A 20977-nucleotide genomic window follows, 5' to 3' on the forward strand; every position below is an offset into this window, starting at 1 on the left:
AAAACACGTCGGGGTCACAGACGCGCCAGTCAGCGACGCCGAGACCGCGGCGAGGGGAGCGTCCGGAGCGTGACCTGGTCGTCGCCGTCGAACGAGGCGACGCGACTCGGTTCGAGGACGTGTTTGCCCGCCAGCGTCTGGTCGACGACTCGCCGGACGCGACTGGCCGGCAGTCCCCTGTCGAGGTCCACGAACGCCACCCGGTCTTCGACGCGTTCGATACGTCCGACGAGTTCACCGTCCGCGGTGAAGACGTGCTTTCCTTCGTCACTGCGCCGGAAGGCGCGGGCCATACGAGCGACGTCGGGTTCGAGGGCCTTCGAGTGGTGGCCTACAAGGCTTTGGCCGGGCGGTCTTGCTGTCGCTCTCCCGGTGAGACCGACCGGCTTCCACGGGCGCACAGCAGGTACTTCGGTCTAGCTAACGTATCTTCCCCGTGGATTCTGGCCGCTCTTCGGGCGTCCCGTGGCAGTCGCGAACGGTGCAGGTCGTCCTCGCGAGTTCGATACTCGTGGTTCTGGGCGTCCCGCTGGTGAGTCCGGCCCTCCCGGCGGTCAAGCACGCCTTTTCGCTGACCGATGCGGAGGCGAGTCTGCTCATCACCCTGTACACGCTCCCCGGCATCGTGTTCGCGCCACTGGCCGCCGTGCTCGCCGACCGGTACGGTCGTCGGCCTGTCCTCGTCCCCTCTCTGTTCGGGTTCGCCCTCGCCGGGGCGAGTGTCGCCCTCCTCTCGTCGTTCCCGGTCGTCCTCGCCGCGCGGTTCGTCCAGGGCGCGTGTGCCGCGGGTATCTTCACGCTGACCATCGCACTCGTCGCCGACGGGTTCGACGGGGACCAGCGACGTGCCGTCTTCGGGGCGAACGTCGCCGTCCTCTCGCTCTCGGCTGCGGCCGCCCCGCTGGTCGGCGGAGTACTCGCCGAGTTCGGGTGGAACCTGCCGTTCGCGGTGTTCCTCGTCGGGCTCCCCATCGCCGTGTTCGCAGCCCGGACGCTGGTCGACACCTCGCGGGCGACGACCGTCTCGGGGCTCGCGTACCTGCGTGGGTCGGTCGCAGCGCTCCCGGCCCGGCCCGCTGCCGCCTTCTACGGTGCAGCCTTTGCCATCTCCTTCTTACTGCTCGGGGCGCTGTTCACCGCATTGCCGTTCCTGCTGAGCGAGTCGTTCGGCCGACCACCGGCGGACGTCGGCCTCGTCCTCACCGCATCCACGCTCGCGACTGCGGTCACCTCGCTTGTCGCTGGACGGGTCACCGCAGGCCTGTCGGAAGCACGCGTGCTCGTCGCGGGCGCAGCCATCGTCGGGTCGGGCGTCCTCGCGGCAGCACTCGCCCCGTCGGTCCTGTTCCTCGCGGCTGCAGCCGTCAGCTTCGGCGTCGGCGCTGGCCTCGCGTTCCCGGCTATCGACAGCGCAGTCAGCAGACTCTCGACCGCCCGGTATCGGGCCGGGGCACTCGCCCTGCGCAACAGCGTCGGCTTCCTCGGCTCGTCGGTCGGGCCGGTCGTCGTCACGGTCAGCGCCGAACTGGTCGGCTATCCCTGGGTGCTGGCTGGCCTCGGGGCCGGTACGCTCGGGGCGGCCATCGTAGGGTGGGTCGTTGGCAGCCGCAGTCGGCACTCGGCGGTCGAATAGACGAGAGAGAGGGGGGTTACCGGTTCAGCGTGTGGATGGCGTGGCCGAGTGCGTTCTCGGCGGCCTCCATCACGGCCTCTGCGAGCGTCGGGTGGGTGTGGACCGTCGCGGCCACGTCCTCGAGGGTGGCACCCATCTCGACGGCGAGCGACAGTTCCGCGATGAGTTCGGAGGCCTCGGGGCCGACGATCTGTGCGCCGAGCAGGAAGCCCGAGTCCTCGTCGGCGACGACGCGGACGAAGCCGTCGGTCTCGCCCGTCGAGAGGGCACGACCGCTGGCCTGGAAGGGGAACTTGCCCGTGACTGGGCTGAACCCTTCGTCTTCGGCCTGCTGTTTGGTGAGGCCGACGGTGCCGATTTCGGGGTCGGTGAACACCGCGGCGGGCATCGCCATGTAGTCCAGTGCGGCGGGTTCGCCGGCGATGAACTCGGCGGCGACCTGGCCTTCTTTCGAGGCCTTGTGTGCGAGCATCGGCTCGCCGGCCACGTCGCCGATGGCGAAGATGTTCTCGACGTTCGAGCGGGCACGGTCGTCCGTCGGGATGAAGCCCTTCTCGTCGGTCTCGACGCCTGCCGCTTCGAGGTTCACCGTGTCGGTGACTGGCTGGCGGCCGACCGCGACCAGCACCTTGTCACAGTTGAGTTCGAGTTCCTCGGCTTCGGCTTCGGCGGCCTGCCCGCCGTCGGTGGCTGCCGGGCTGGCGGTGACGGTGATACCGCGGCCATCGGCGCGTTCCTCCCAGCCGGAGGCGGAGTAGCCGAAGTGGAAGTCGACGCCGAGGTCCTCGGCGTGCTTGCGCACGATGCGGCTGATGTCGTCCTCGTACGGCGGGAGCACGTCGTCGAGCATCTCGACCACGGTCACGTCCGTCCCGAGTTTCGCGTAGACCGTCGCGAGTTCCATGCCGATGTAGCCCGCGCCGACGACGACGAGTTCGCTCGGAATCTCTTCGAGTTCCAGTGCGCCCTTCGAGGAGAGCACGTGCTCTTCGTCGAACTCGAAGCCCGGAATCTGGATGGGCCGCGAGCCGGTCGCGACGATACAGTGCTCGAACTCGATGGACTCGGAGCCCTGGCCCTCGCCACTGTGGACGATGCGGACCTTGTCGTTGCCGGCGAACTCCGCCGTGCCCTCGACGAGGTTGACGCCGTTGGCCTTGCAGAGCTTCTCGACGCCGCCGGTGAGCTGGTCGACGATGCCGTCTTTCCAGTTCACCATCTGCGAGAGGTCCACGGCCGGGTTGGCGTGGATACCCATCTCTTCGGCGCTGCCGGCGTCGTGGGCGAGCGAGGAAGCGGTTATCATCGCCTTCGACGGGATGCACCCGCGGTTCAGGCAGGCACCACCGAAGGCGTCCTTCTCGACGAGCGTGACGTCGAGACCGAGTTGCCCGGCGCGGATGGCGGCGACGTAGCCGCCCGGTCCCGCACCGATTACCAGTACGTCCGTTCCTGTCGTGACGTCTCCGACGACCATGTTATTCTAGTAGCAGAAGTTTGGGGTTCTCGAGGTACTTCTTGACCTCGTTGGTGAACTGGGCGCCGTCTGCGCCGTCGATGATGCGGTGGTCGAAACTGAGCGAGAGCGTCAGGACGTGGCGGATTTCGATGGAGTCCTCGCCGTTCTCGTCGGTGACGACGCGCGGCTTCTTCTTGATGGCACCGAGCGCCAGGATGGCGGCCTCGGGGTAGTTGACGATGGGTGTGGCGTACTCGCCGCCGATGCCACCGATGTTCGTGATGGTGAACGTGCCACCACGCATCTCCTCGACCGAGATGGAGCGCTCGCGGGCCTTCGCGACGAGTTCGTTCATCTCGGAGGAGAGCTGGAGCAGCCCCTTCTGGGCGGCGTTCTTGACGACGGGCACCATGAGCCCGGCGTCGGTCGCGGTCGCGACGCCGATGTTGTAGTAGTGCTTCTTGACGATTTCGTCGTTCTCCTCGTCGAGCGAGACGTTGACCTGCGGGTACTCCTTGAGCGCGGCGACACACGCCTTCATCACGAAGGGCATATAGCTGAGGTTGATGTCACGCTCGGCTGCGACCGGCTTGAGCTCTTTGCGGGTCTCGACCAGCCGCGTCACGTCGACTTCGTCGTGGTGGGTGACGTGTGGGGCGGTGAACTTCGAGTTCGCCATCGCGTCGCCGATGGTCTTGCGGACGCCGCGATAGGGCTCGCGGGTCTCGCGTTCGCCCTCGACGACCTGTCCGCCGGCCATCGCCTGTGCGTCGGCCTGCTGGGCCTGCTGGGCTGCCTCGGCGTACTCTCGCACCGCTTCGGGCGTGACGAACGCCTGTCCCTCGCGCTCTTCGGTGGCGGGAACGGCGTTGATGTCGACGCCTTCCTCCTCCGCGAGCTTGCGCGTGGCCGGTGCCGCGAGCGTCCTGTCGCGGTCTGCGGCCTCGCGCTGGATGGTCTGGGCGGCCTGCCCACCCGAACTGCCGGCGTCGGTGGTCGCCGGCTCCGACGTGCTCTCGGCTGCCCCCGCCGATGCGGGCTCTGTGGGTTCGGGCTCGCCGCCGGACTCCGCGTGGGCGCGGACGTCCTGCTCGGTGATGCGGCCCGAGGGGCCACTGCCCGAGACTGCGTTGATGTCCACGTCGAGTTCGCGGGCGAGTCGCCGGGCACTCGGGGGCGCGAACACGCGGCCCGAGGGCGTCTCGGCTTCAGCCTCGCCACCGGTGTCTGCTTCCGCCGCGCCTTCTGCCTCGGCTTCGGCCGGTTCGTCGGCACCGACGGCGTCGAGGTCGTCCTCGCCTTCGACGTTGTAGACCATGATGACGTCGCCGACGGGGACCATCTCGCCTTCCCTGGCGCGGAGTTCTTTGACCGTGCCGTTGTACGGCGAGGGGACCTCGACCAGCGCCTTGTCCGTCTCGACCTCTGCGACCGGCTGGTCCTCGGTGACCGTGTCGCCCTCTTCGACGAGCCACGACACGAGTTCGCCTTCCGCGACACCTTCGCCGACGTCGGGGAGTTTGAATTCTCGAACCATCTTAGAAATCCATCGCCTCGCGGATGCCCTTCTTGATGCGTGCCGGCTCGGGGAGGTAGTAGTCCTCTAACGCGTACAGCGGGAACGGCGTGTCGAAGCCGGTGATGCGCTTGACCGGTGCCTCCTGATACAGCAGTGCCTCCTCCTGGATGATGGTCGCGATTTCGCCGCCGAGGCCGCCCGACTTGGGTGCCTCGTGGACGACGGCCGCGCGACCGGTCTTCTTGAAGGACTCGACGATGGTCTCCTCGTCGAGCGGGGAGATAGAGCGGATGTCGACGACTTCGACGTCGATGCCGTCCTCCTCGGCGAGTTCTTCGGCGGCCTCCATGGTCGGGCGGGTCATCGCACCCCACGTGAACACGGAGATGTCCGAGCCCTCGCGGCGGACCGCGGCCTCACCGAGTGGGACCTCGTAGTCGCCGGTCGGGACCTCGTCGCGGAACGCGCGGTAGATGAGCTTCGGCTCGAGGAAGATGACCGGGTCCGGGTCGCGGATGGCCGAGATGAGCATCCCCTTCGCGTCGTAGGGTGTGCTCGGAATCTGGACCTTCAGACCGGGCTGGTGGGCGAACATCGCCTCGGTGGACTCGGAGTGGTGCTCCGGGGCGCGGATGCCGCCACCGTAGGGGGCGCGGACGACCATCGGGCACGTGAACCGACCGCGGCTGCGGTTGCGCAGGCGTGCGGCGTGGCTCACGATCTGGTCGAAGGCGGGGTAGATGAAGCCCATGAACTGGATCTCGGGGACGGGCTTCAGGCCGTAGGCGGCCATGCCGATGGCGGTGCCGATGATGCCGGATTCGGCCAGCGGGGTGTCGATGACGCGGTCCTCGCCGAACTCGTCGTAGAGGCCTTCCGTGGCGCGGAACACGCCGCCGTTCTTGCCGACGTCCTCGCCCATGACGAGCACGTCGTCGTCGTTCTTCATCTCCGTGTACAGGCCGTCACGAACGGCCTGCACCAGGGTCAGGTTCTCCGTCTCGGGTTGGGTATCTTGCGTAGACATGTGTATCACTCCAGCAGGGCGTCGTCGCCGAACTCTGCACGGACCTCGTTGAACCACTCCAGCTGTGCCTGGAGCTTGCGAGGCATGTCGGCGTAGACGTGCTTGAATATCTCTTCGGGGTCGGGGCGTTCGACGGCCTCGGCCGCGGCGATTGCGTCGGCGACGTCGTCTTCTATCTCCGCGGTGATGGCGTCGACGCGCTCGTCGTCGAGCAGGCCGTTGTTGCGGAGGAACGTCTCCATCCGTGGAATGGGGTCCTTCTTCTTCCACTTTTCGACCTCGGCGTCGTCCCGGTAGACGCTCGGGTCGTCGGCGGTCGTGTGCGCCCCGAACCGGTACTGGACCGCCTCGATGAGGGTCGGCCGCAGTTCGTCGTCGTCGGGGTTCTTCGCCTTGTTCACGGCGTCCCGGGTGACCTTGTACACCGCGAGGGGGTCCATCCCGTCGACCTGGACGCCTTCGAAGCCGTAGGCCGTCGCCTTCTGGGCGATGGTCTCGGAGGCCGTCTGGCGCTCGCGCGGGACCGAGATGGCCCACTGGTTGTTGTTACAGAAGAAGACGTTCGGGGTGTCGAAGACGCCCGCGAAGTTGAGCCCTTCGTGGAAGTCGCCTTCCGAGGTCGCGCCGTCACCGAAGTAGGTGATGAACGCCTTCTCTTCGCCCTTCAGCTTCGAGGCCCACGCCGCGCCGGTCCCGTGGACCACCTGTGTGGCGATGGGGACGGCGACGGTGAAGATGTTGGCCTCCTCGGGGATGGCGTTCCCCTGCTCGTGGCCCATCCAGTAGAGGAGGGTCCGTTCGAGCGAGAGCCCACGGACGAGCGCGGCGGCGTGCTCGCGGTACGACGGGAACAGCCAGTCGTCGTCGTCGAGCGCGTGGGCGCTGCCGACCTGTGCACCTTCCTGCCCGGAGAGGGGCGGGTAGGTGCCCATGCGGCCCTGTCGCTGCAGGCTGACCGCGCGCTGGTCGAAGTGGCGGGCCAGCCGCATCTGTTTGTACATCTCGATGAGCTCGTCGTCATCGATGTCCGGCACCTCCGCACCGTCGAGGACCCGACCTGCATCGTCGAGTACCTGTACACGGTCACGGGGGTTGTGCTGTAACGTGCTCACGGGAGAACCCACCTTGACATGTGTGACACGTCTCCCGCTCGCGTTATATTGTTTTCGTAAAAACGTTGCTTTCGGACTCATTCTTGCCACACTGTCGCAAAGATTCACGGGAATCGGCGGTAAATCCGAACAGGTTTAAAATTCACTGGGAAAATCGACCCTGTTTGTTGGTCTATCACGGTTTTCCCCGCGGGATTCTGGACGGATGGGCGACTTCTTCGGGTGTGTCACGGTACCGTGGTTCGGTCGAATTCGGCCCGCGTCGTGCTATCGTCACCCACGATTCTGGCCGACGTATCTACTCTGTGTCATAGTTCTGGCGGGGGGCGCACGAGGTGGTGGGAGAACGGTCTCAGTCCGAGGCGACTCGGCGGGCGGCTTCCCTTGTTCGCGGCTCACCGTGTTGGCCGCTCGCTAGTCGGAGGCCACGCTTCGTGCGGCCTCCCTTGCCTCTTCGACCGACTTCCCGTCCCTGAGGATGGCGTCGACGAACAACTCGCCGGCCTTGTACGACGAGCGGACCATCGGGCCGGACGCACAGTACAGGAACTCCAGTTCGTCCTCGGCGACCTCGCGCCACGTGTCGAACTCGTCGGGATGGACGTAGCGTTCGACGTCCAGGTGCGTGAGGGAGGGCTGGAGGTACTGGCCCAGCGTCACCACGTCCACGTCTCTCTCGTGGAGGTCCGACAGCGTCTGGTAGATCTCGTGGTGGTACTCGCCCACGCCGAGCATCAGGCTCGTCTTGGTGTAGATGTCGGACTCGCGCGAAACCTGCTCCAGTACCGAGAGCGACTGCTCGTAGCCCGCGCGACGGTCTCGGACCGGCCACTGGAGGCGCTCGACCGTCTCGATGTTGTGTGCGATGACGTCGGGGTCGGCGTCGATTATCTTCCGGACGAGGTCGGGTTCACCCTGGAAGTCCGGGATGAGTACTTCGACGAGGATGCCGGGGTGACGCTTCTTTATCTCGCGGATGGTCTCGGCGAAGTGACCCGCGCCCTGGTCGGGGAGGTCGTCCCGGTCGACCGACGTGAGGACGACGTAGTCCAGCCCGATTTCGGCGATAGCCGAGGCGACGTTCGCGGGCTCGTCGGGGTCGAGTGGCTCCATGCCCCCGGTCTCGACGTCACAGAAGTTACAGCCGCGCGAGCAGCGGTGGCCCATCAGCATGAACGTGGCCGTCCCGCCGTCGCCCGACCCGTTGCGGCCGCTCCAGCACTCACCGAGGTTCGGACAGTTGGCTTCCTCGCACACCGTGTTCAGGTCGTGCTCGCGAAGTGTCCGCTTGATGTCCGTGAACTGGCGGCCCGATGGCGGCCGCATCTTCAGCCAGTCGGGCTTCCGGGAGCGACTCATGGCAAAACCTGCGGCTCGTGTGGACAAAAAGCGTGGGGATTGCACCGAGTGAGGGAACCCTCGACACGACCGAGTCGTTTCCATCGGTGATTGTCGACAGGGTTTTATGGGATAAGTGTACCAGTTTACAAACACGAAATGTTCGACGTGTCACGTGATGACATAACGTCGGGGTCGCTCTCTCAGGCCCTGCTCCTCCTCGCTGCTCCCCTCATCGCGCAGAACCTCGTGCGATTCGCGCAACTCGTCGTCGACGCCTTCTGGGTCGGACAGCTCGGCGAAGAGGCGGTCGCCGCGGTCGGGCTGGTGTTCCCGCTCACGTCCATCTGTCTGGCGGTCGCCACGACGGCGATGATTGGTACGCAGATCATCGTCTCCCAGCGCGTCGGAGCAGACGACGAGACTGGCGCCCGGCGCGTCGGCTTCAACGGTCTCTTGCTCTCGCTCTCGCTCATGCTCCCCGTGACGGCCGTCGCGATAGTCGGTGCGGGACCGTTCCTCGACTGGTCCGTCTCGACACTCAACCCCGGTACGGCCGTCGCCTCCCCGGCGACCGCCTACTTCGTCGCCTACGCCGTTGGCTTCCCGGCGATGGCGGCCTCCGACGCGGTCGAGGGTGCCTTCGTCGGCTGGGGCGACGCCCGGGCCGCGCTGTGGGTCAACGTCGTCACGGTCGTGGTCAACCTCGCACTCGACCCGTTGCTCATCTTCGGTGTCGGCCCGTTCCCCGAGATGGGTGTCGAAGGGGCGGGTGCCGCCACGGCCATCGGTGGCATCGCCGGCATGGTCCTCGTCCTCGCGTACGCGCTCGGCTTGCGCGACACCTTCTCGTTCTCGCGGGCCACCGCCGTGGTGGACCTCGACGACTGGCGCGAACTCCTCGACGTTGGACTCCCGAACGTCGGCCAGCGCCTCGCGCAGGACGCGGTCCGGCTGGTCATGATCAGCATCGTCCTCGCCGCCGGTGGGGCAGCGGGCCTCACCGCGTACACGCTCGGGGCACGTATCTCGGCCATCGCGTGGATTCCGTCCTCCGGGTTCATGCAGGCCGCACAGAGCGTCGTCGGGCAGAACCTCGGCGCGGGCAACACCGGGCGCGCCCGCCAGACCACGTGGACCGGCGTGGGCATCATCACGGCCGCGATGGCGGTCGCTGGCGGACTCCAGTTGCTGTTCCCGGAGGCAATCGCCCGGCTGTTCGTCCCCGATATCTCCGGTGACGGCCTCGCGCTCACGGTCGCGTACCTCCAGATTCTCGCGGTCGGCTACTGGGCCATCGGCGCGTCGTACCTGCTGCGGGCGGGATTCAACGCGGCCCGGCGGACCCGGACAAGCATGGTCGCCTCGCTGGCGCAGTACTGGGGAGTGCGCCTGCCGGTCGCACTCGTCGGCGTCTACCTGCTCGACTACGGCGTAGTCGCGGTGTTCTGGGGCGTCACGCTGTCGAACGTGCTAGTCGCCATCGGCCTTGGAATCTACTACTGGTACGAGACCAGCGACGGCATGATGGAACGGGCCGCCGACCGGGCCGCGGAGTCGGCCAGCTAGCGAGTTCGCGCACTCCACCACTGCCACCACCACTTTCGCCCCGGTACGGAAACGTTCTTGACACCGGGGAACTGGCTATGGAACGAGAATGGAGGTCGCCGAGGTCGTTCCAGATTTTGCCGACGCCTTCGCCTTCGAGGAGTTCAATCGCATGCAGCGGGAGGCGCTGCCGGCGTTGCTCGACTCGTCGGAGAACGTCGTCGCGAGCGCGCCGACCGCCAGCGGGAAGACCGCGCTGGCCGAACTCGCCATCTGTCGGGCGCTCGACACGGGGGGCACCGCGCTGTTCATCGCGCCGCTGCGGGCGCTGACGAACGAGAAGGAGGCCGACTGGGACCGCTTCGAGCAGCTGGGCTACTCGGTGTACGTCGTCACGGGCGAGCGCGACCTGAACCCGCGCCGTGCGCGTCACGCGGACATCCTCGTGATGACGCCCGAGAAGCTCGACTCGGCGACCCGCAAGCACGACACGACCCGCTACGACTTCATCACGGACGTGGACGTCTGCGTCATCGACGAGGTCCACCTGCTGGACTCGGACCGACGCGGGGCCGTCCTCGAGGTGACCGTCTCCCGGCTCCGCCGGCTCTGCGCCCCTCGCGTCGTCGCGCTCTCGGCGACCATGCCGAACATCGACGACGTGGCGGCGTGGCTCGACGCACCCCCGGAGAACACCTTCGAGTTCGACGACGAGTATCGCCCGGTCGACCTCCACGCCGACGTGAAGACCTACAGCCACGGCGAGAACTCCTTCGCGGACAAGTATCGGCGGCTCTACCGCGCCATCGACCTCGCGGAGCCACACCTGAACGACGAGGGCCAGGCGCTCGTGTTCGTCTCCTCGCGCCAGGACACCGTCCAGGCCGCGAAGAAGGCCCGGGACGAGGTGGCCGAACGCGACGTGGCGATGGGTGCCCGTGGCGACTACGACTTCCACACCGAGACGCAGGAACTCGACAACGACACGCTCCGGAAGTCCTGCCTCGACGGGGTGGCGTTCCACCACGCCGGGCTCTCGAAGAACGACAAGGACCGCGTCGAGGACTGGTTCAAGCAGGGGAAACTCCAGTTGCTCTTTTCCACCTCGACGCTGGCGTGGGGCGTGAACCTCCCCGCCCGCTGTGTCGTCATCCGGGACACGAAACTGCACGACCCCCTCGAAGGTGAGGTCGACATGAGTCCGCTGGACGTGCTCCAGATGCTCGGCCGGGCGGGACGACCGGGCTACGACGACGTGGGCCACGGCTACGTGGTCTGTGACGCCTCGGACGCAGGCAAGTACCGCCGCCTGCTCCGCGAGGGCAAGGAGATAGAGAGTCGACTCGCGGAGAACCTCGACGCGCACCTCAACGCCGAGATCGCGATGGGCACCGTCAGGGACCTAGACGACGTGATGGACTGGCTGGAGACGACGTTTTACTACCAGCGCGCCCAGTCCGAACCCGAGCAGTACGACTTCGCGAACCTCCGCGAGCGGGTGCGCGAGGTCCTGAAATCGCTGGTCGACCACGGCTTCGTCGACCTGGGCGACGACCTCGACATCTCCGCGACGGGCCTGGGCGTGCTCGCCTCGAAGTACTACCTCAGACTGGAGACCGCAGAGCGGTTCAAGACGCTCGCCGATTCGGAGGGAATCACCGAGAAGGGCGTCCTCGGGGCGGTCGCGACCGCCGCCGAGTTCGACAGCGTCAGCGCCCGCCAGTCCGAGAAGGAGGCGGTCGACGCGATGCTCGTCGGGCAGGACACCGGCGAGATGGACGCGGGCGGCCGGAAGGTGCTCGCCATCCTCGTCGGCGCGATGAACGGGACGACCCCGGGCGACCTGCGCTCTGACGCCTGGGTCATCAAACAGAACGGCCTGCGCCTGCTCGCGGCCCTGCAGGCGTTCCTCGACCGCTTCGCGAACCCCCACGCGACCAACGTCGCCCGCCGGGTCGAGGCGCGGGTCGAGAACGGGGTCGCGCCCGACGCAGTGGGCCTGACCGCCATCGACGGCGTCGGCCCCGGCCGTGCGAGCAAGCTCGCCAAGGAGGGCCTGAAGACACCCGCCGATGCGGTCGACGCCGGTGTCTCGGGGCTGGTCACGGCCGGCCTCTCCGAGGGGGTCGCCGAGCAGGTGTACGAGGGCGCGAAGAAACTCCCCGACATCTCTGTGGAGTGGGGCGACTTCCCGACAACCATCACCCGCGGTGAGAACGACATGTGCGAGGTGACCGTCCGCAACGACGGCGGCAGCGGCTCTGCCGGCGTTCGCGTGACGGTCAACGGCGTGGAGATGTCCGCGACCGAGACGTACCTCGACGGCGAGACCACGGTGCCGGTCGGGGTCTTCGGTGCGACCGACGACGAGTTGACCTACGAGGTGTCGGTCGCGTTCTCGAACCTGCCGCTGGTGCCGGTGACCGAAACCCGGACGGTTCGGGTACAGGACTGAGGCAGTCGCTGGACGCCGTTGTTTTCGGTTCTTTCGAATGGTCGGAAATTACATGCTCGTGGTCGGTACTGCCGGGTATGTCCCCCGCGAGAGGCGACGGTCCCCCGACAGCCGATGGCTTCGAGATTCCCTCCGGGGTCGTCGGGTCGCGGGTCGACGTGCTCCGATATCCCGGCGAGGGCGATGGCGAGACGAAACACCGCGCAGTGCCCGCGGGTGAGGGCGCGGCTATCGGAGAGGAGCGCGAGAACGCGGCGAAGCGGGCGCAGTTCGCCCCACAGAGCCGGCTCTGGGCCACGTTGATGGCCTTCAGTGGGATTTCACTGTCTGGCGAACTGGCAGAGAGCGTCGGCCTCCCGTACGGAGTCGGCCTTCTCTGGCTTCCGGTTCCCTTCGCCGTCCGCTGGTGGTACGACCTCGACGACTCGCGGGAATCGGTTCCAGAAGTCGTCGCTGAGGACGTTCCAGTTGCGACCGCCCGGCGGGAGTTCGACGCGGCGCTCGACGACGAAGTCGAGACGGAACGCGACGCCGTGACCGCCACCGTCGAATCGCAATCGCCTCAGCCTTCGATTCCCAGCAGTTCGTCCACCGTCGCCAGCAGGTCCTCGGGCGAGTCGACGACGAACTCGGCGTTCGAGAGGTCGACCGACTCGTCTGCGCCCGAGTGATACCCGATACAGGTCGTCCCGGCGGCGACCGCCGAGTCGACGCCGTGTTCGGAATCCTCGACCGCGATGCAGTTCTTCGGCGCGTAACCGACTTCAGCCGCGGCGTGCTCGAAGATGTGCGGTTCGGGCTTGCCGGGGACGTCGATGTCCTCGGCACTGACGACCGCGTCGAACTCGAGGTCGAAGCGGGCGAGCACGAGGTCGATCCAGTCGTGCGGCGAGGAGGAGACGACGGCCATAGGGATGCCCTGTGCTCTCCTGCGGGCCAGCCAGTCCGCGAAGCCGGGCAGGAGGGAGACCTTCTCGGTGTAGATGGTCTCGGCCGTGTCGTCGAAGCGGTCGACCCACTCCTGCTTGGTGACGGCTACGTCGTAGTGCTCGACGAGGTAGTCGTGTATCTCGCGGTAGTTCATACCCGTTATCTCACGGACTGCGACCGCCTCGTCGGGGACCGCCCAGGGGAGCAGTTCCTCACGTTCGCGTTCGACCCAGTAGTCCTCGGAGTCGACCAGTACGCCGTCCATGTCGAACAGCACCGCGTCGTGACTCATGTGTTGGTCGTGTGGTCGCAGGCGGGGTACTTCGTTTGGGTGGGTCCGTGGGTTGGATTGCCGCCTTTCGTGGTCGAATCGTCGTGAGTTGCCGAGAGTGTGGATGGCGACGAGCAGTTCACCCGAATCGATGGCGATGAGAGACCGCCCTGCACAGCACCGCAACCGCACCACACCCTCCCCAGCCGATTCCCTCCGCTTCGCTGCGCTACGCTCCGGCCATCCCTCGCACGCGTTCACCTCACGGTCTCACTGTCGACACGCTCGCCAGCGCGTGCCACCCGGCGAGACAGCACCCGTCGCCACGGCAGGGTTCAAATACGAGTACGGGACCAACCCCGGCATGACAGCGTCAGTGCGCGTCTTCGCGGGGGATTTCACCGTCGTCTTCGACGGGGCGGACAGACAGGAACATCGCGGCCACGTCGTGGTCGTCGTCAAACCGGACGACACCGTGCTCGTCCACGACGCGACGGGGTACCAGCCGGTCGCGTGGCTCACCCGGGCGAGCGAGGTGTGGGTGACCAACGATGGGGCGCTGGACTTGCGGGCGAGAGACGGGGACCAGACGCTCCTGGTCAAGTCCCATCAGCTCCACCTCGCCGGCTCGTACCCGACGAGTACCGCCGGCACGCCCGCCGGGAAGTGCCCCGACTGCAGCGGCGCGCTCGTCCGGACCCGCCGGGCGGTGACCTGCCTCGACTGCGAGCGACACCACGGGATTCCGGCCGACGCGGTGGTCCACGGCGGCCGGTGTGACTGCGGGGTACCCCGGATGCGGGTCGAACGCGGCGCGCCGCTGGACCTCTGTATCGACCGCGACTGTGAGTCGCTGGACAGCGCCGTCATCGAGCGGTTCGACCGCGCGTGGGACTGTCCCGAGTGCGGGGACGACCTGCGGGTGCTCCGGCGGGGCGGCCTGCTCGCAGGCTGTGATTCCTACCCCGACTGCGACACCGGGTTCTCGTTCCCGGCCGGGACCGTCGTCGGAGTGTGCGAGTGCGGGCTGCCGGTGTTCGAGACCGCCAGCGGCCGACGATGTCTCGACAGTACCTGCGACCGCGACTGGACCGAGGACGGCGGGATGTCGGTCCAGACGGGGCCGTAGGGCCCGCAATCACGCGGTCTGGTCGTCGGTGTCGTTCTGGTCGTCGCCTGACTCACCCTCGGTGTCCCACGCTCCACCCCGGCGTTCGAGTTCGTAGCTCACCCACTGTTTGGCGATCCAGACGAACGACCGCTCCTCGACGCTGAAGTCGAGTTCGCGGGGGTCACTGCCCGCGAAACAGAGCGTCCCGTACAGGTGGTCGTCCACGTTGGCGGTGCCGCCGATGTAACAGCCGAGCCGGAAGGTCTGGTAGCCGGGGTCGTTGCGCATCCCAGCGTCGATGGCGTTCTGGATGCCGAACAGGTCCTCCTGCTGGATAGTCAATCGACAGTACGAGTTGCTGAGGCGGTTCGACTTGCCCGGCTGGAGCAGTTCGTGGTCGCCGACCGAGAGGGCGATGGTCTGGGTTCCCTTCGTTGGGTCGGCGGGGTCCGGGCGTTCGATGCGGGTGAGGAACCCGTAGGGGACGCCGAGGTACGCGGTCCCGAGTTCGAGGACTGCCTCGACCCGGTCCTCGAAGGACCGGTCGGTCGCCGCCGTTATCTCGTAGAACGAGACCAGCGCGTCGATGTAGCGTTGCCGGGTCTCCCTGGCGCGGTCCTGTTCGACGTAGCCGACGATCTTCTTGGCCAGTACAGCGAACTGGTCGACGCCGTGTTGCTTCTGGAAGTAGTCGGTGACGTTTGCGGAGACGGCCCTGCTCGCGACGGTCTCTGAACCCTTGCCCGTGAACAGGACGAACGGGAGGGTATCGTCCGTCTCACGAACTGCCTCCAGGAACGTGACACCGTCCATCCCGGGCATCTCGTAGTCGGAGACGACGCAGTCGAACGACTCGGTCTCGAGGCGCGAGAGGGCCGTCTGGGCGTCGGTTGTCGTCTCGACGGTGAGTCGGTCGTCGATGTGCTCGAGGTACGTCGCCGCGGCTTCCACGAGGTCCGGTTCGTCGTCCACCATGAGGACCCGGCACGGACTGGCGTCGTCACTGGCAGGCCGGTGTCCCTCTTCCTCCTCCCGTCGGGTCACGTCGTCGTGGGTCACGTCGTCGTCCTTCATCGGGTCTCGTTCTCTCGACCGTGAGGTAGGTGACGTGCCAGAATAAGTCTGGTCGGTGATATGCGAAATCGGACCCCCGGCGGACTGTCGGTGGTTGCCCGCGGCACTGGCCGGGGACCGTCACCCCTTTGCCCGCCCGGGGCGCATCCGCCGCCATGGACGGACACCTCGACGGCGGCGTCGTGCACGTCGGGCAGGACGCACGCCAGCGGTACTACGATTCGCGGGGGTACGGCTATCCTCTCGGCGGGAACGACGTGGCGCTCGCGCCGGTCGAGGCGGCCCACCTGCTCTACCGGGGGGACCTCGACTCGGTCGACGGGATGCGATTTCGCGAGTTCATCCGCGACGCGACCGACCCCGGCTTCATGCCGCGCTTTCTGGTGTACGCCGACCTCCGCGAGCGCGGCTTCTACCTCTCGCCCGCGGAGGTGGACTGGCTCCACGGCCTGGAACCCGGGAGTGAAGACTTCGTGGTCTACCCCCGGGGGAAGGGGCCGACCGACGGCGAGGTCGAATATCGAGTCCGGGTCGTCGGCGAGCGCGAGATGGTCGACGCGGTGGCCCTTGGCGACGGCGTGCTCGCGGTCGTCGACGAGGAGTCCGAGATAACCTACCTCGACACGGACCGCCCCGACATCGAGGGCTCGGCGGGCATCGACCTCCCCGTCGGCGTGGACTGCGACCTGCTCGCGGACCGCGCGACCTGCTGGGACCCGCCCGCGAAGCTCTACGACAACGGCTTCTACGGCACGCCACTCGACGGCCGGGACGCAGACCTCGACGCCCTCCAGCTCTCGCTGGTCGAGGCGGCCTACCTCGCCACCCGCGGCGCGGTCGACGTGGACCCCGAGACGGTCTGTGCCCGCGGTCGCGAGGTCGAAGGCGAGCGGTTCGACCGCCGGCTCCGGGTGTATGCAGCGCTCCGGGAGGCCGACGTGGTTCCCAAGACCGGCTTCAAATTTGGTGCCGACTTCCGAACCTACGCCGAGTTCGAGTCGGTCGACGACTTCGGACACTCGGAGATGCTGGTCCGTGTCCTGCCCATCAGCCACGTCTTCGCCCCGCGTGACCTGGCGCTCGACGTTCGGCTGGCGAACGGGGTTCGCAAGGAGATGGTGTTCGGGCTCGTGGATAGGCCCGGGGATGGCGTGACGTGGCTGCGGGTCGGGAGACTGACGCCATAGCGGCGAACTGCTGTTCTGTAGTCGGGAACACTGCTTCTACGGGACGCCCTCGCTGAATTCGATTCCCTCGTCGGTTACGTCCACACTCAGGATGTAGTTGGGGTTTGCCTCCCACTCGTAGGTCCCCTCGGTTTCACTGACCCTCGCTACGATGTCGTACGAGCCCGACTTCAAATCGTAGCTGGTACTCTCGTAGGAATCGACTGTGACGCGCTCGTCGAGCACCACTTCGGCGGTATCGGCGTCCGCCACCTCGGCCGCGATGGTCTGCGTGGTATCCGTTTCGTTGAACAGGACCACCGATGGTGGGTCGCTGGGCCTCGACTGGCACCCTGCGACCAGTGAAATCGTGGTTCCTGCTGTAGCAAGTAGCGACCGCCGAGACGTGGTCATCTGGTACGACTCTCGCCCAATCGTGTCAAGTGTCTTGTGGAGATTCGGGAGGAGCACGCAGTCGCCTCGCGCTGGCGTCCACGACCGCCACAGCCCCGCACCGCAACCACACCCTCCCCAGCCGATTCCGGTGCTCGGCTCCGCCTGCGCTCCTCATCCCTCGCGTGATTTCGGCGGGCGGACGGGCCCGCCCGCCAGCACGCGCCGGACTGGATTCTTGGTGGTCGATACTCGTCTGAAAAACCATCTGGCGCGCGCTGACTCGCGTGCCGGAGGCCGCGAGTCGGCGTCGTGCGAGGGACGACCGGAACGTAGTGGAGGGAGTCGGCTGGGGAGGGTGTGGTGCGGTCTCCATTTCCACCAGCGTGAGTGAACTGCTCGTCGCCACCAACCCCAGAAGCACAGCTCGACGTCCTTCCGACAGTAACCCCAGCCACGACTACAACGACCCACCACACCACAGAACACGGGAAGCGAAGCTTTTTGCGCGGCCCGACGCCACTCTCGGGTAGTCAAATGACGCGCGATTCCGAGTCGTCGACACCCGACGACGAGCTGGTTCCGGACGGTGGCGAGACGGCCGCGGAGGGGGCCGACGAGGTCGCACTCGACCCGTGGGGCTCTTCGACCGTCTCCGACTACCGCAAGCTGTTCGAGGAGTTCGGCATCGAGGAGTTCGACGAGGTCCTCCCCGAGGTGCCGAACCCGCACTACCTGATGCGCCGCGGGGTCATCTTCGGCCACCGCGACTACCGCCCGGTCGCCGACGCGATGCGGGAGGGCGAGCCCTGGGCCGTTCTCTCAGGGTTCATGCCGACGGGCGACCCGCACATCGGCCACAAGCTGGTGTTCGACGAGATAATCTGGCACCAGCAGCAGGGAGGGGAGGCGTACGGCCTCATCGCGGACCTGGAGGCCCACAGCGCCCGCGGGCTGACGTGGGACGAGATAGACGAGCACTCGCGTGATTACATCCTGAGCCTGCTCGCGCTCGGGTTCGACCCGGAGGAGGGCGAACTCTACCGGCAGTCCGACAACCGGAAACTGCAGGACCTCGCGTTCGAGCTGGGTATCGAGGCGAACTACTCCGAGCTACAGGCCATCTACGGCTTCGACGGCGAGACCGACGTGAGCCACATGCAGTCGGTCGTCACGCAGATGGCGGACATCCTCTATCCGCAACTGGACGAGCCCAAGCCCACGGTCATCCCGGTCGGGCCGGACCAGGACCCGCACATGCGCCTGGCGCGTGACCTCGCGACCCGGATGCGCTTCTTCAAGGTCTCGAAGGCGTACGCGAGCTTCGAGGCCGACGACGACGAGCGCGAACTCATCGCGGCGGCTTACGCCGCGCTCTCTGACGAGGCGGCCGAGGGCGAGCCGGTGCGGTGTGAGGACGGTGCGGACTGGCTGCGCGAGCACCAGCCCGAGCCGGCCGACGCCCGCGATTCGGCGGTGAAGAAACTCGACGCCGCGGGGAAGGAGCCGCTTCGCCCCCGCACCCGCTTTTTCGACCGGCAGGCGACCGACGAGGCGTTCGAAGCGCTCATCGACGCGGTCGAGGGCGAAAAGCGCGTGTACGAGGGCCACATCGACGCCTTCGACCTCGAACGTGGCGAGGCCGAAGAGTTGGCGAGACAGGTCGAGGTCGACCACGGTGGATACGGCTTCATGCCGCCGTCCTCGATCTACCACCGCTTCATGACCGGGCTGACGGGTGGGAAGATGTCTTCGTCGGTCCCGGCGAGTCACATCTCCCTGCTCGACGACCCCGAGGACGGCTACGACAAGGTGAAGTCGGCGACGACGGGCGGCCGCGAGACCGCCGAGGAACAGCGCGAGAAGGGCGGTGAGGCCGACAAGTGCCCGGTGTACGAACTGTACGCCTACCTGCTCGCGGGCGACGACGACGACTTCGCGACCGAGGTGTACGAGGAGTGCGTCGGCGGTGAGCGCCTCTGCGGTGGGTGCAAGGAGCAGGCCGCCGAACTCATGGAGGAGTTCCTCGCGGAACATCAGGAGAAACGCGAGGAGGTCGCCGAGCACCTGGACGACCTCGACATCGACCTCGACTCGGACCGGAAGCGGGCCTGAATCCGGCAGACCTGTCTTCTATCCAACTTTTTCTGCCGCCCGAAGAGATGTCGTTCTAACGTCCATAATCGGACACATGATGCTTCTTTCACATCTTTCGGGGGTAGATTTAAACTGGTCGTGATACATCTCCTGATAGATGGATTTCCGGTCGGACCGAGACCGCCGCGACGTGAGCGACGTCGTCGTCTGTGCGGACGTGCTGGGTGGGTTCGGTGTCTCGGCCGATTCGATTCGCCGGCAGGACGACGCGCCGGGGCGCTCGCTGGAGGACATCATCGCGGACTCACTCGACCAGACGGAACACCCCGCGGAGTTCATTCGCCGGACCATCGCCCAGTCGGACCGGGGTGTCGACGCCCCGGCCCGCCACTGGCGACACGCTCCACACGTCCAGTTCTCGGCCGTGTTCGAGGCGCTGGAGTGGGAGGCAGAACTGCGAGATGCACACGGCCGACCGCTGGATGCGGCGGGCTTTGCGGACCTGCCGTGGACCGTCTCGCTCACCGACGCGAACGGAATCACCCGGGAGGCACCTTTCGAGTACCCTGACACCCCGCTGGGCGACGACAACTACCCGGCACTCGTCCACGCGGTGAACACCCGGCTGCTGTACGGCCTCGGTGTCGAGTTCGTCCAGCTCTCCGATGGGACCGACCGCTGGCGCTTCGCGCTGGTCGAGACCGACGAACTCGCCCGACTTCGCGACCAGTACGGCCTCCGTGTCACGGTGTTCGACCGGCCGCTCCTCTCGGCCCCGCAACCCCCGGCGTACCTGCCGGACGAGGGTGGGGACGTCCCGCTCCCGGACTGGGTGACGGCGACCGACAGGGGGCCACGGCTCAGCCGGGACCGGTCGGACGCCGCCGACGTGGTCTCGTCGGTGGAGACGGACGTCGATTCGTTCTTCGAGGACTCGTTCCTCGTGGACCCCGCCGAGGCGAACGACGAGAGCGGGCAGCCGGGGGACGAAGAGCAAGAGTCGGCGGCTGGCCGAGCAGCGAATGGTGTCGCCGAAACGGACTCCGACCAGGCATCGGCCTCCCCGTTCATCGACTTCGTGGAGTCGGAGGAATCGACGCAGACGGAGGAATCGGAGCAGACAGAGGAATCGAACACAGCCGAAGAGACCGTCCCAGCCCCCGACACCGGGGTGGAACAGGGAGAGGACGGAGACGGCGGGGGGCTCGAATCCGAGTCTGACCCCTTCTGGGACGACACGGGTGACTGGTCGCTGGAACCGGTCACGGGCGGTGACTCGGCGGAACCGGAGGACGGGGCGGGTGCCGGTGACGACGAATCACTCGCGGCGGAAACAGACGCGTCTGTGGACGACGGTGACGACGGTGGGTTCGAACTGCTCGGCGGCGGCCCGTCGGTGTCCAGACAGTCCACCGACGATGCGGACCCGCTCGACGACCTGTTCGACTCGGTCGAGGAGTCGGCCGCGACCGAGTCCGCGGGCCGGACCGACCCCGAGTACGACGGGTTCGACGCCGACGACCTCGCGGACTTCAAACGCGGCGCGCGGAAGGCGCGGGTCGAGAACGAGTCGTTCGGCGTCGGGGTCGAGCGGCCGACCGAGGACGACCGTCTCGCGGCCTACGGAGCGGCCATCGACGCGGGCGGCAACCTCTCGGTCCGGGGACTGCTCGACGACGACACGTTCGTTCCGACGTTCCCGGCGGCCGACCCCGACGAGGTCCGCATCACCTACGACGACGGGTGCGACCTCGACGCACCGCCCGCGAGCGAAATCGAGACCGACGAGGGCTTCGTCTGGGTGAACGCGGACGGGCTCTCGTCCGACCAGCGCGACGCCTGAC

At 67.1% G+C, this 20977-nt stretch carries 17 protein-coding genes; 8 read left to right on the forward strand and 9 right to left on the reverse strand.

The window, feature by feature from the left end:
- Nucleotides 1-29 precede the first annotated feature (29 nt).
- On the reverse strand, nt 30-293 hold the full coding sequence (locus tag ACSC1R_RS06645; protein WP_439028291.1) for a hypothetical protein: 264 nt from the start codon (nt 291-293) through the stop codon (nt 30-32).
- 143 nt (nt 294-436) lie between these two features.
- On the opposite strand from ACSC1R_RS06645, the gene ACSC1R_RS06650 reads away from it, so the two are divergent.
- On the forward strand, nt 437-1633 hold the full coding sequence (locus ACSC1R_RS06650; RefSeq protein ID WP_439028292.1) for an MFS transporter: 1197 nt from the start codon (nt 437-439) through the stop codon (nt 1631-1633).
- Nucleotides 1634-1649: 16 nt separating this feature from the next.
- On the opposite strand, the gene lpdA is transcribed toward ACSC1R_RS06650, so the two are convergent.
- The 5 genes from lpdA to lipA all read right to left on the reverse strand — a co-directional run bounded on the left by lpdA (nt 1650) and on the right by lipA (nt 8109).
- Nucleotides 1650-3110 (reverse strand): dihydrolipoyl dehydrogenase, encoded by a 1461-nt coding sequence (gene lpdA, locus ACSC1R_RS06655; RefSeq protein ID WP_439028293.1) that lies wholly within the window; start codon nt 3108-3110, stop codon nt 1650-1652.
- Between the two features lies 1 nt (nt 3111).
- The gene (locus ACSC1R_RS06660; RefSeq protein WP_439028294.1) at nt 3112-4629 is read right to left on the reverse strand and encodes a 2-oxo acid dehydrogenase subunit E2; all 1518 of its coding nucleotides are present in this window, start codon (nt 4627-4629) and stop codon (nt 3112-3114) included.
- 1 nt (nt 4630) lies between these two features.
- A complete protein-coding gene (locus tag ACSC1R_RS06665; protein ID WP_439028295.1) occupies nt 4631-5638 on the reverse strand; it encodes an alpha-ketoacid dehydrogenase subunit beta in 1008 nt (335 codons plus the stop codon).
- A 5-nt stretch (nt 5639-5643) separates the two neighbouring features.
- Nucleotides 5644-6750: a pyruvate dehydrogenase (acetyl-transferring) E1 component subunit alpha gene (pdhA, locus tag ACSC1R_RS06670; protein ID WP_439028296.1), complete on the reverse strand. Its 1107-nt coding sequence runs from the start codon at nt 6748-6750 to the stop codon at nt 5644-5646.
- A 414-nt stretch (nt 6751-7164) separates the two neighbouring features.
- A complete protein-coding gene (gene lipA / locus ACSC1R_RS06675) occupies nt 7165-8109 on the reverse strand; it encodes a lipoyl synthase (protein ID WP_439028297.1) in 945 nt (314 codons plus the stop codon).
- Between the two features lie 138 nt (nt 8110-8247).
- Between lipA and ACSC1R_RS06680 the strand changes: the two genes are divergently transcribed.
- The 3 genes from ACSC1R_RS06680 to ACSC1R_RS06690 all read left to right on the forward strand — a co-directional run bounded on the left by ACSC1R_RS06680 (nt 8248) and on the right by ACSC1R_RS06690 (nt 12762).
- The gene (locus tag ACSC1R_RS06680) at nt 8248-9657 is read left to right on the forward strand and encodes an MATE family efflux transporter (RefSeq protein ID WP_439028298.1); all 1410 of its coding nucleotides are present in this window, start codon (nt 8248-8250) and stop codon (nt 9655-9657) included.
- Between the two features lie 88 nt (nt 9658-9745).
- Nucleotides 9746-12091, forward strand: a complete 2346-nt coding sequence (locus ACSC1R_RS06685) for a DEAD/DEAH box helicase (RefSeq protein WP_439028299.1) — start codon at nt 9746-9748, stop codon at nt 12089-12091.
- 77 nt (nt 12092-12168) lie between these two features.
- Nucleotides 12169-12762 carry a hypothetical protein gene (locus ACSC1R_RS06690; RefSeq protein WP_439028300.1) on the forward strand — a complete coding sequence of 198 codons (594 nt, stop codon included), beginning with the start codon at nt 12169-12171 and terminating at the stop codon, nt 12760-12762.
- Here the strand turns inward: ACSC1R_RS06690 and ACSC1R_RS06695 are convergent.
- The gene (locus ACSC1R_RS06695; protein WP_439028301.1) at nt 12654-13313 is read right to left on the reverse strand and encodes an HAD family hydrolase; all 660 of its coding nucleotides are present in this window, start codon (nt 13311-13313) and stop codon (nt 12654-12656) included. The two genes, ACSC1R_RS06690 and ACSC1R_RS06695, sit on opposite strands and share 109 nt — an antisense overlap.
- Before the next feature lie 343 nt (nt 13314-13656).
- Here ACSC1R_RS06695 and ACSC1R_RS06700 point away from each other — a divergent pair, with 343 nt between their 5' ends.
- The gene (locus ACSC1R_RS06700; protein WP_439028302.1) at nt 13657-14421 is read left to right on the forward strand and encodes a topoisomerase DNA-binding C4 zinc finger domain-containing protein; all 765 of its coding nucleotides are present in this window, start codon (nt 13657-13659) and stop codon (nt 14419-14421) included.
- 9 nt (nt 14422-14430) lie between these two features.
- Here ACSC1R_RS06700 and ACSC1R_RS06705 read toward each other — a convergent pair whose 3' ends face one another.
- Nucleotides 14431-15477 carry a response regulator gene (locus ACSC1R_RS06705; RefSeq protein WP_439028303.1) on the reverse strand — a complete coding sequence of 349 codons (1047 nt, stop codon included), beginning with the start codon at nt 15475-15477 and terminating at the stop codon, nt 14431-14433.
- Nucleotides 15478-15632: 155 nt separating this feature from the next.
- Between ACSC1R_RS06705 and endA the strand changes: the two genes are divergently transcribed.
- A complete protein-coding gene (gene endA / locus ACSC1R_RS06710; RefSeq protein ID WP_439028304.1) occupies nt 15633-16664 on the forward strand; it encodes a tRNA-intron lyase in 1032 nt (343 codons plus the stop codon).
- A gap of 36 nt (nt 16665-16700) precedes the next feature.
- On the opposite strand, the gene ACSC1R_RS06715 is transcribed toward endA, so the two are convergent.
- Complete coding sequence (locus ACSC1R_RS06715; RefSeq protein ID WP_439028305.1) at nt 16701-17114, reverse strand: hypothetical protein; 414 nt, start codon at nt 17112-17114, stop codon at nt 16701-16703.
- A gap of 459 nt (nt 17115-17573) precedes the next feature.
- On the opposite strand from ACSC1R_RS06715, the gene ACSC1R_RS06720 reads away from it, so the two are divergent.
- Both ACSC1R_RS06720 and ACSC1R_RS06725 read left to right on the forward strand, forming a co-directional pair.
- The gene (locus ACSC1R_RS06720; RefSeq protein ID WP_439028306.1) at nt 17574-19151 is read left to right on the forward strand and encodes a tryptophan--tRNA ligase; all 1578 of its coding nucleotides are present in this window, start codon (nt 17574-17576) and stop codon (nt 19149-19151) included.
- Between the two features lie 139 nt (nt 19152-19290).
- Nucleotides 19291-20976: a hypothetical protein gene (locus tag ACSC1R_RS06725; RefSeq protein ID WP_439028307.1), complete on the forward strand. Its 1686-nt coding sequence runs from the start codon at nt 19291-19293 to the stop codon at nt 20974-20976.
- Nucleotide 20977 lies beyond the last annotated feature (1 nt).

Origin of the sequence: Haloarchaeobius ordinarius (genome assembly GCF_051801355.1) — an archaeon.
Lineage (GTDB): Archaea > Halobacteriota > Halobacteria > Halobacteriales > Natrialbaceae > Haloarchaeobius.

Excerpts from the sequence above, each read along its gene's own strand:
- ACSC1R_RS06680 (WP_439028298.1), top strand. The coding sequence starts at position 8,248 with ATGTTCGACGTGTCACGTGATGACATAACGTCGGGGTCGCTCTCTCAG.
- endA (WP_439028304.1), top strand. The coding sequence starts at position 15,633 with ATGGACGGACACCTCGACGGCGGCGTCGTGCACGTCGGGCAGGACGCA.
- ACSC1R_RS06700 (WP_439028302.1), top strand. The coding sequence starts at position 13,657 with ATGACAGCGTCAGTGCGCGTCTTCGCGGGGGATTTCACCGTCGTCTTC.
- lpdA (WP_439028293.1), bottom strand. The coding sequence starts at position 3,110 with ATGGTCGTCGGAGACGTCACGACAGGAACGGACGTACTGGTAATCGGT.
- ACSC1R_RS06695 (WP_439028301.1), bottom strand. The coding sequence starts at position 13,313 with ATGAGTCACGACGCGGTGCTGTTCGACATGGACGGCGTACTGGTCGAC.
- ACSC1R_RS06725 (WP_439028307.1), top strand. The coding sequence starts at position 19,291 with ATGGATTTCCGGTCGGACCGAGACCGCCGCGACGTGAGCGACGTCGTC.
- ACSC1R_RS06660 (WP_439028294.1), bottom strand. The coding sequence starts at position 4,629 with ATGGTTCGAGAATTCAAACTCCCCGACGTCGGCGAAGGTGTCGCGGAA.
- ACSC1R_RS06720 (WP_439028306.1), top strand. The coding sequence starts at position 17,574 with ATGACGCGCGATTCCGAGTCGTCGACACCCGACGACGAGCTGGTTCCG.
- ACSC1R_RS06705 (WP_439028303.1), bottom strand. The coding sequence starts at position 15,477 with ATGAAGGACGACGACGTGACCCACGACGACGTGACCCGACGGGAGGAG.
- ACSC1R_RS06690 (WP_439028300.1), top strand. The coding sequence starts at position 12,169 with ATGTCCCCCGCGAGAGGCGACGGTCCCCCGACAGCCGATGGCTTCGAG.
- ACSC1R_RS06665 (WP_439028295.1), bottom strand. The coding sequence starts at position 5,638 with ATGTCTACGCAAGATACCCAACCCGAGACGGAGAACCTGACCCTGGTG.
- lipA (WP_439028297.1), bottom strand. The coding sequence starts at position 8,109 with ATGAGTCGCTCCCGGAAGCCCGACTGGCTGAAGATGCGGCCGCCATCG.
- ACSC1R_RS06685 (WP_439028299.1), top strand. The coding sequence starts at position 9,746 with ATGGAGGTCGCCGAGGTCGTTCCAGATTTTGCCGACGCCTTCGCCTTC.
- ACSC1R_RS06645 (WP_439028291.1), bottom strand. The coding sequence starts at position 293 with ATGGCCCGCGCCTTCCGGCGCAGTGACGAAGGAAAGCACGTCTTCACC.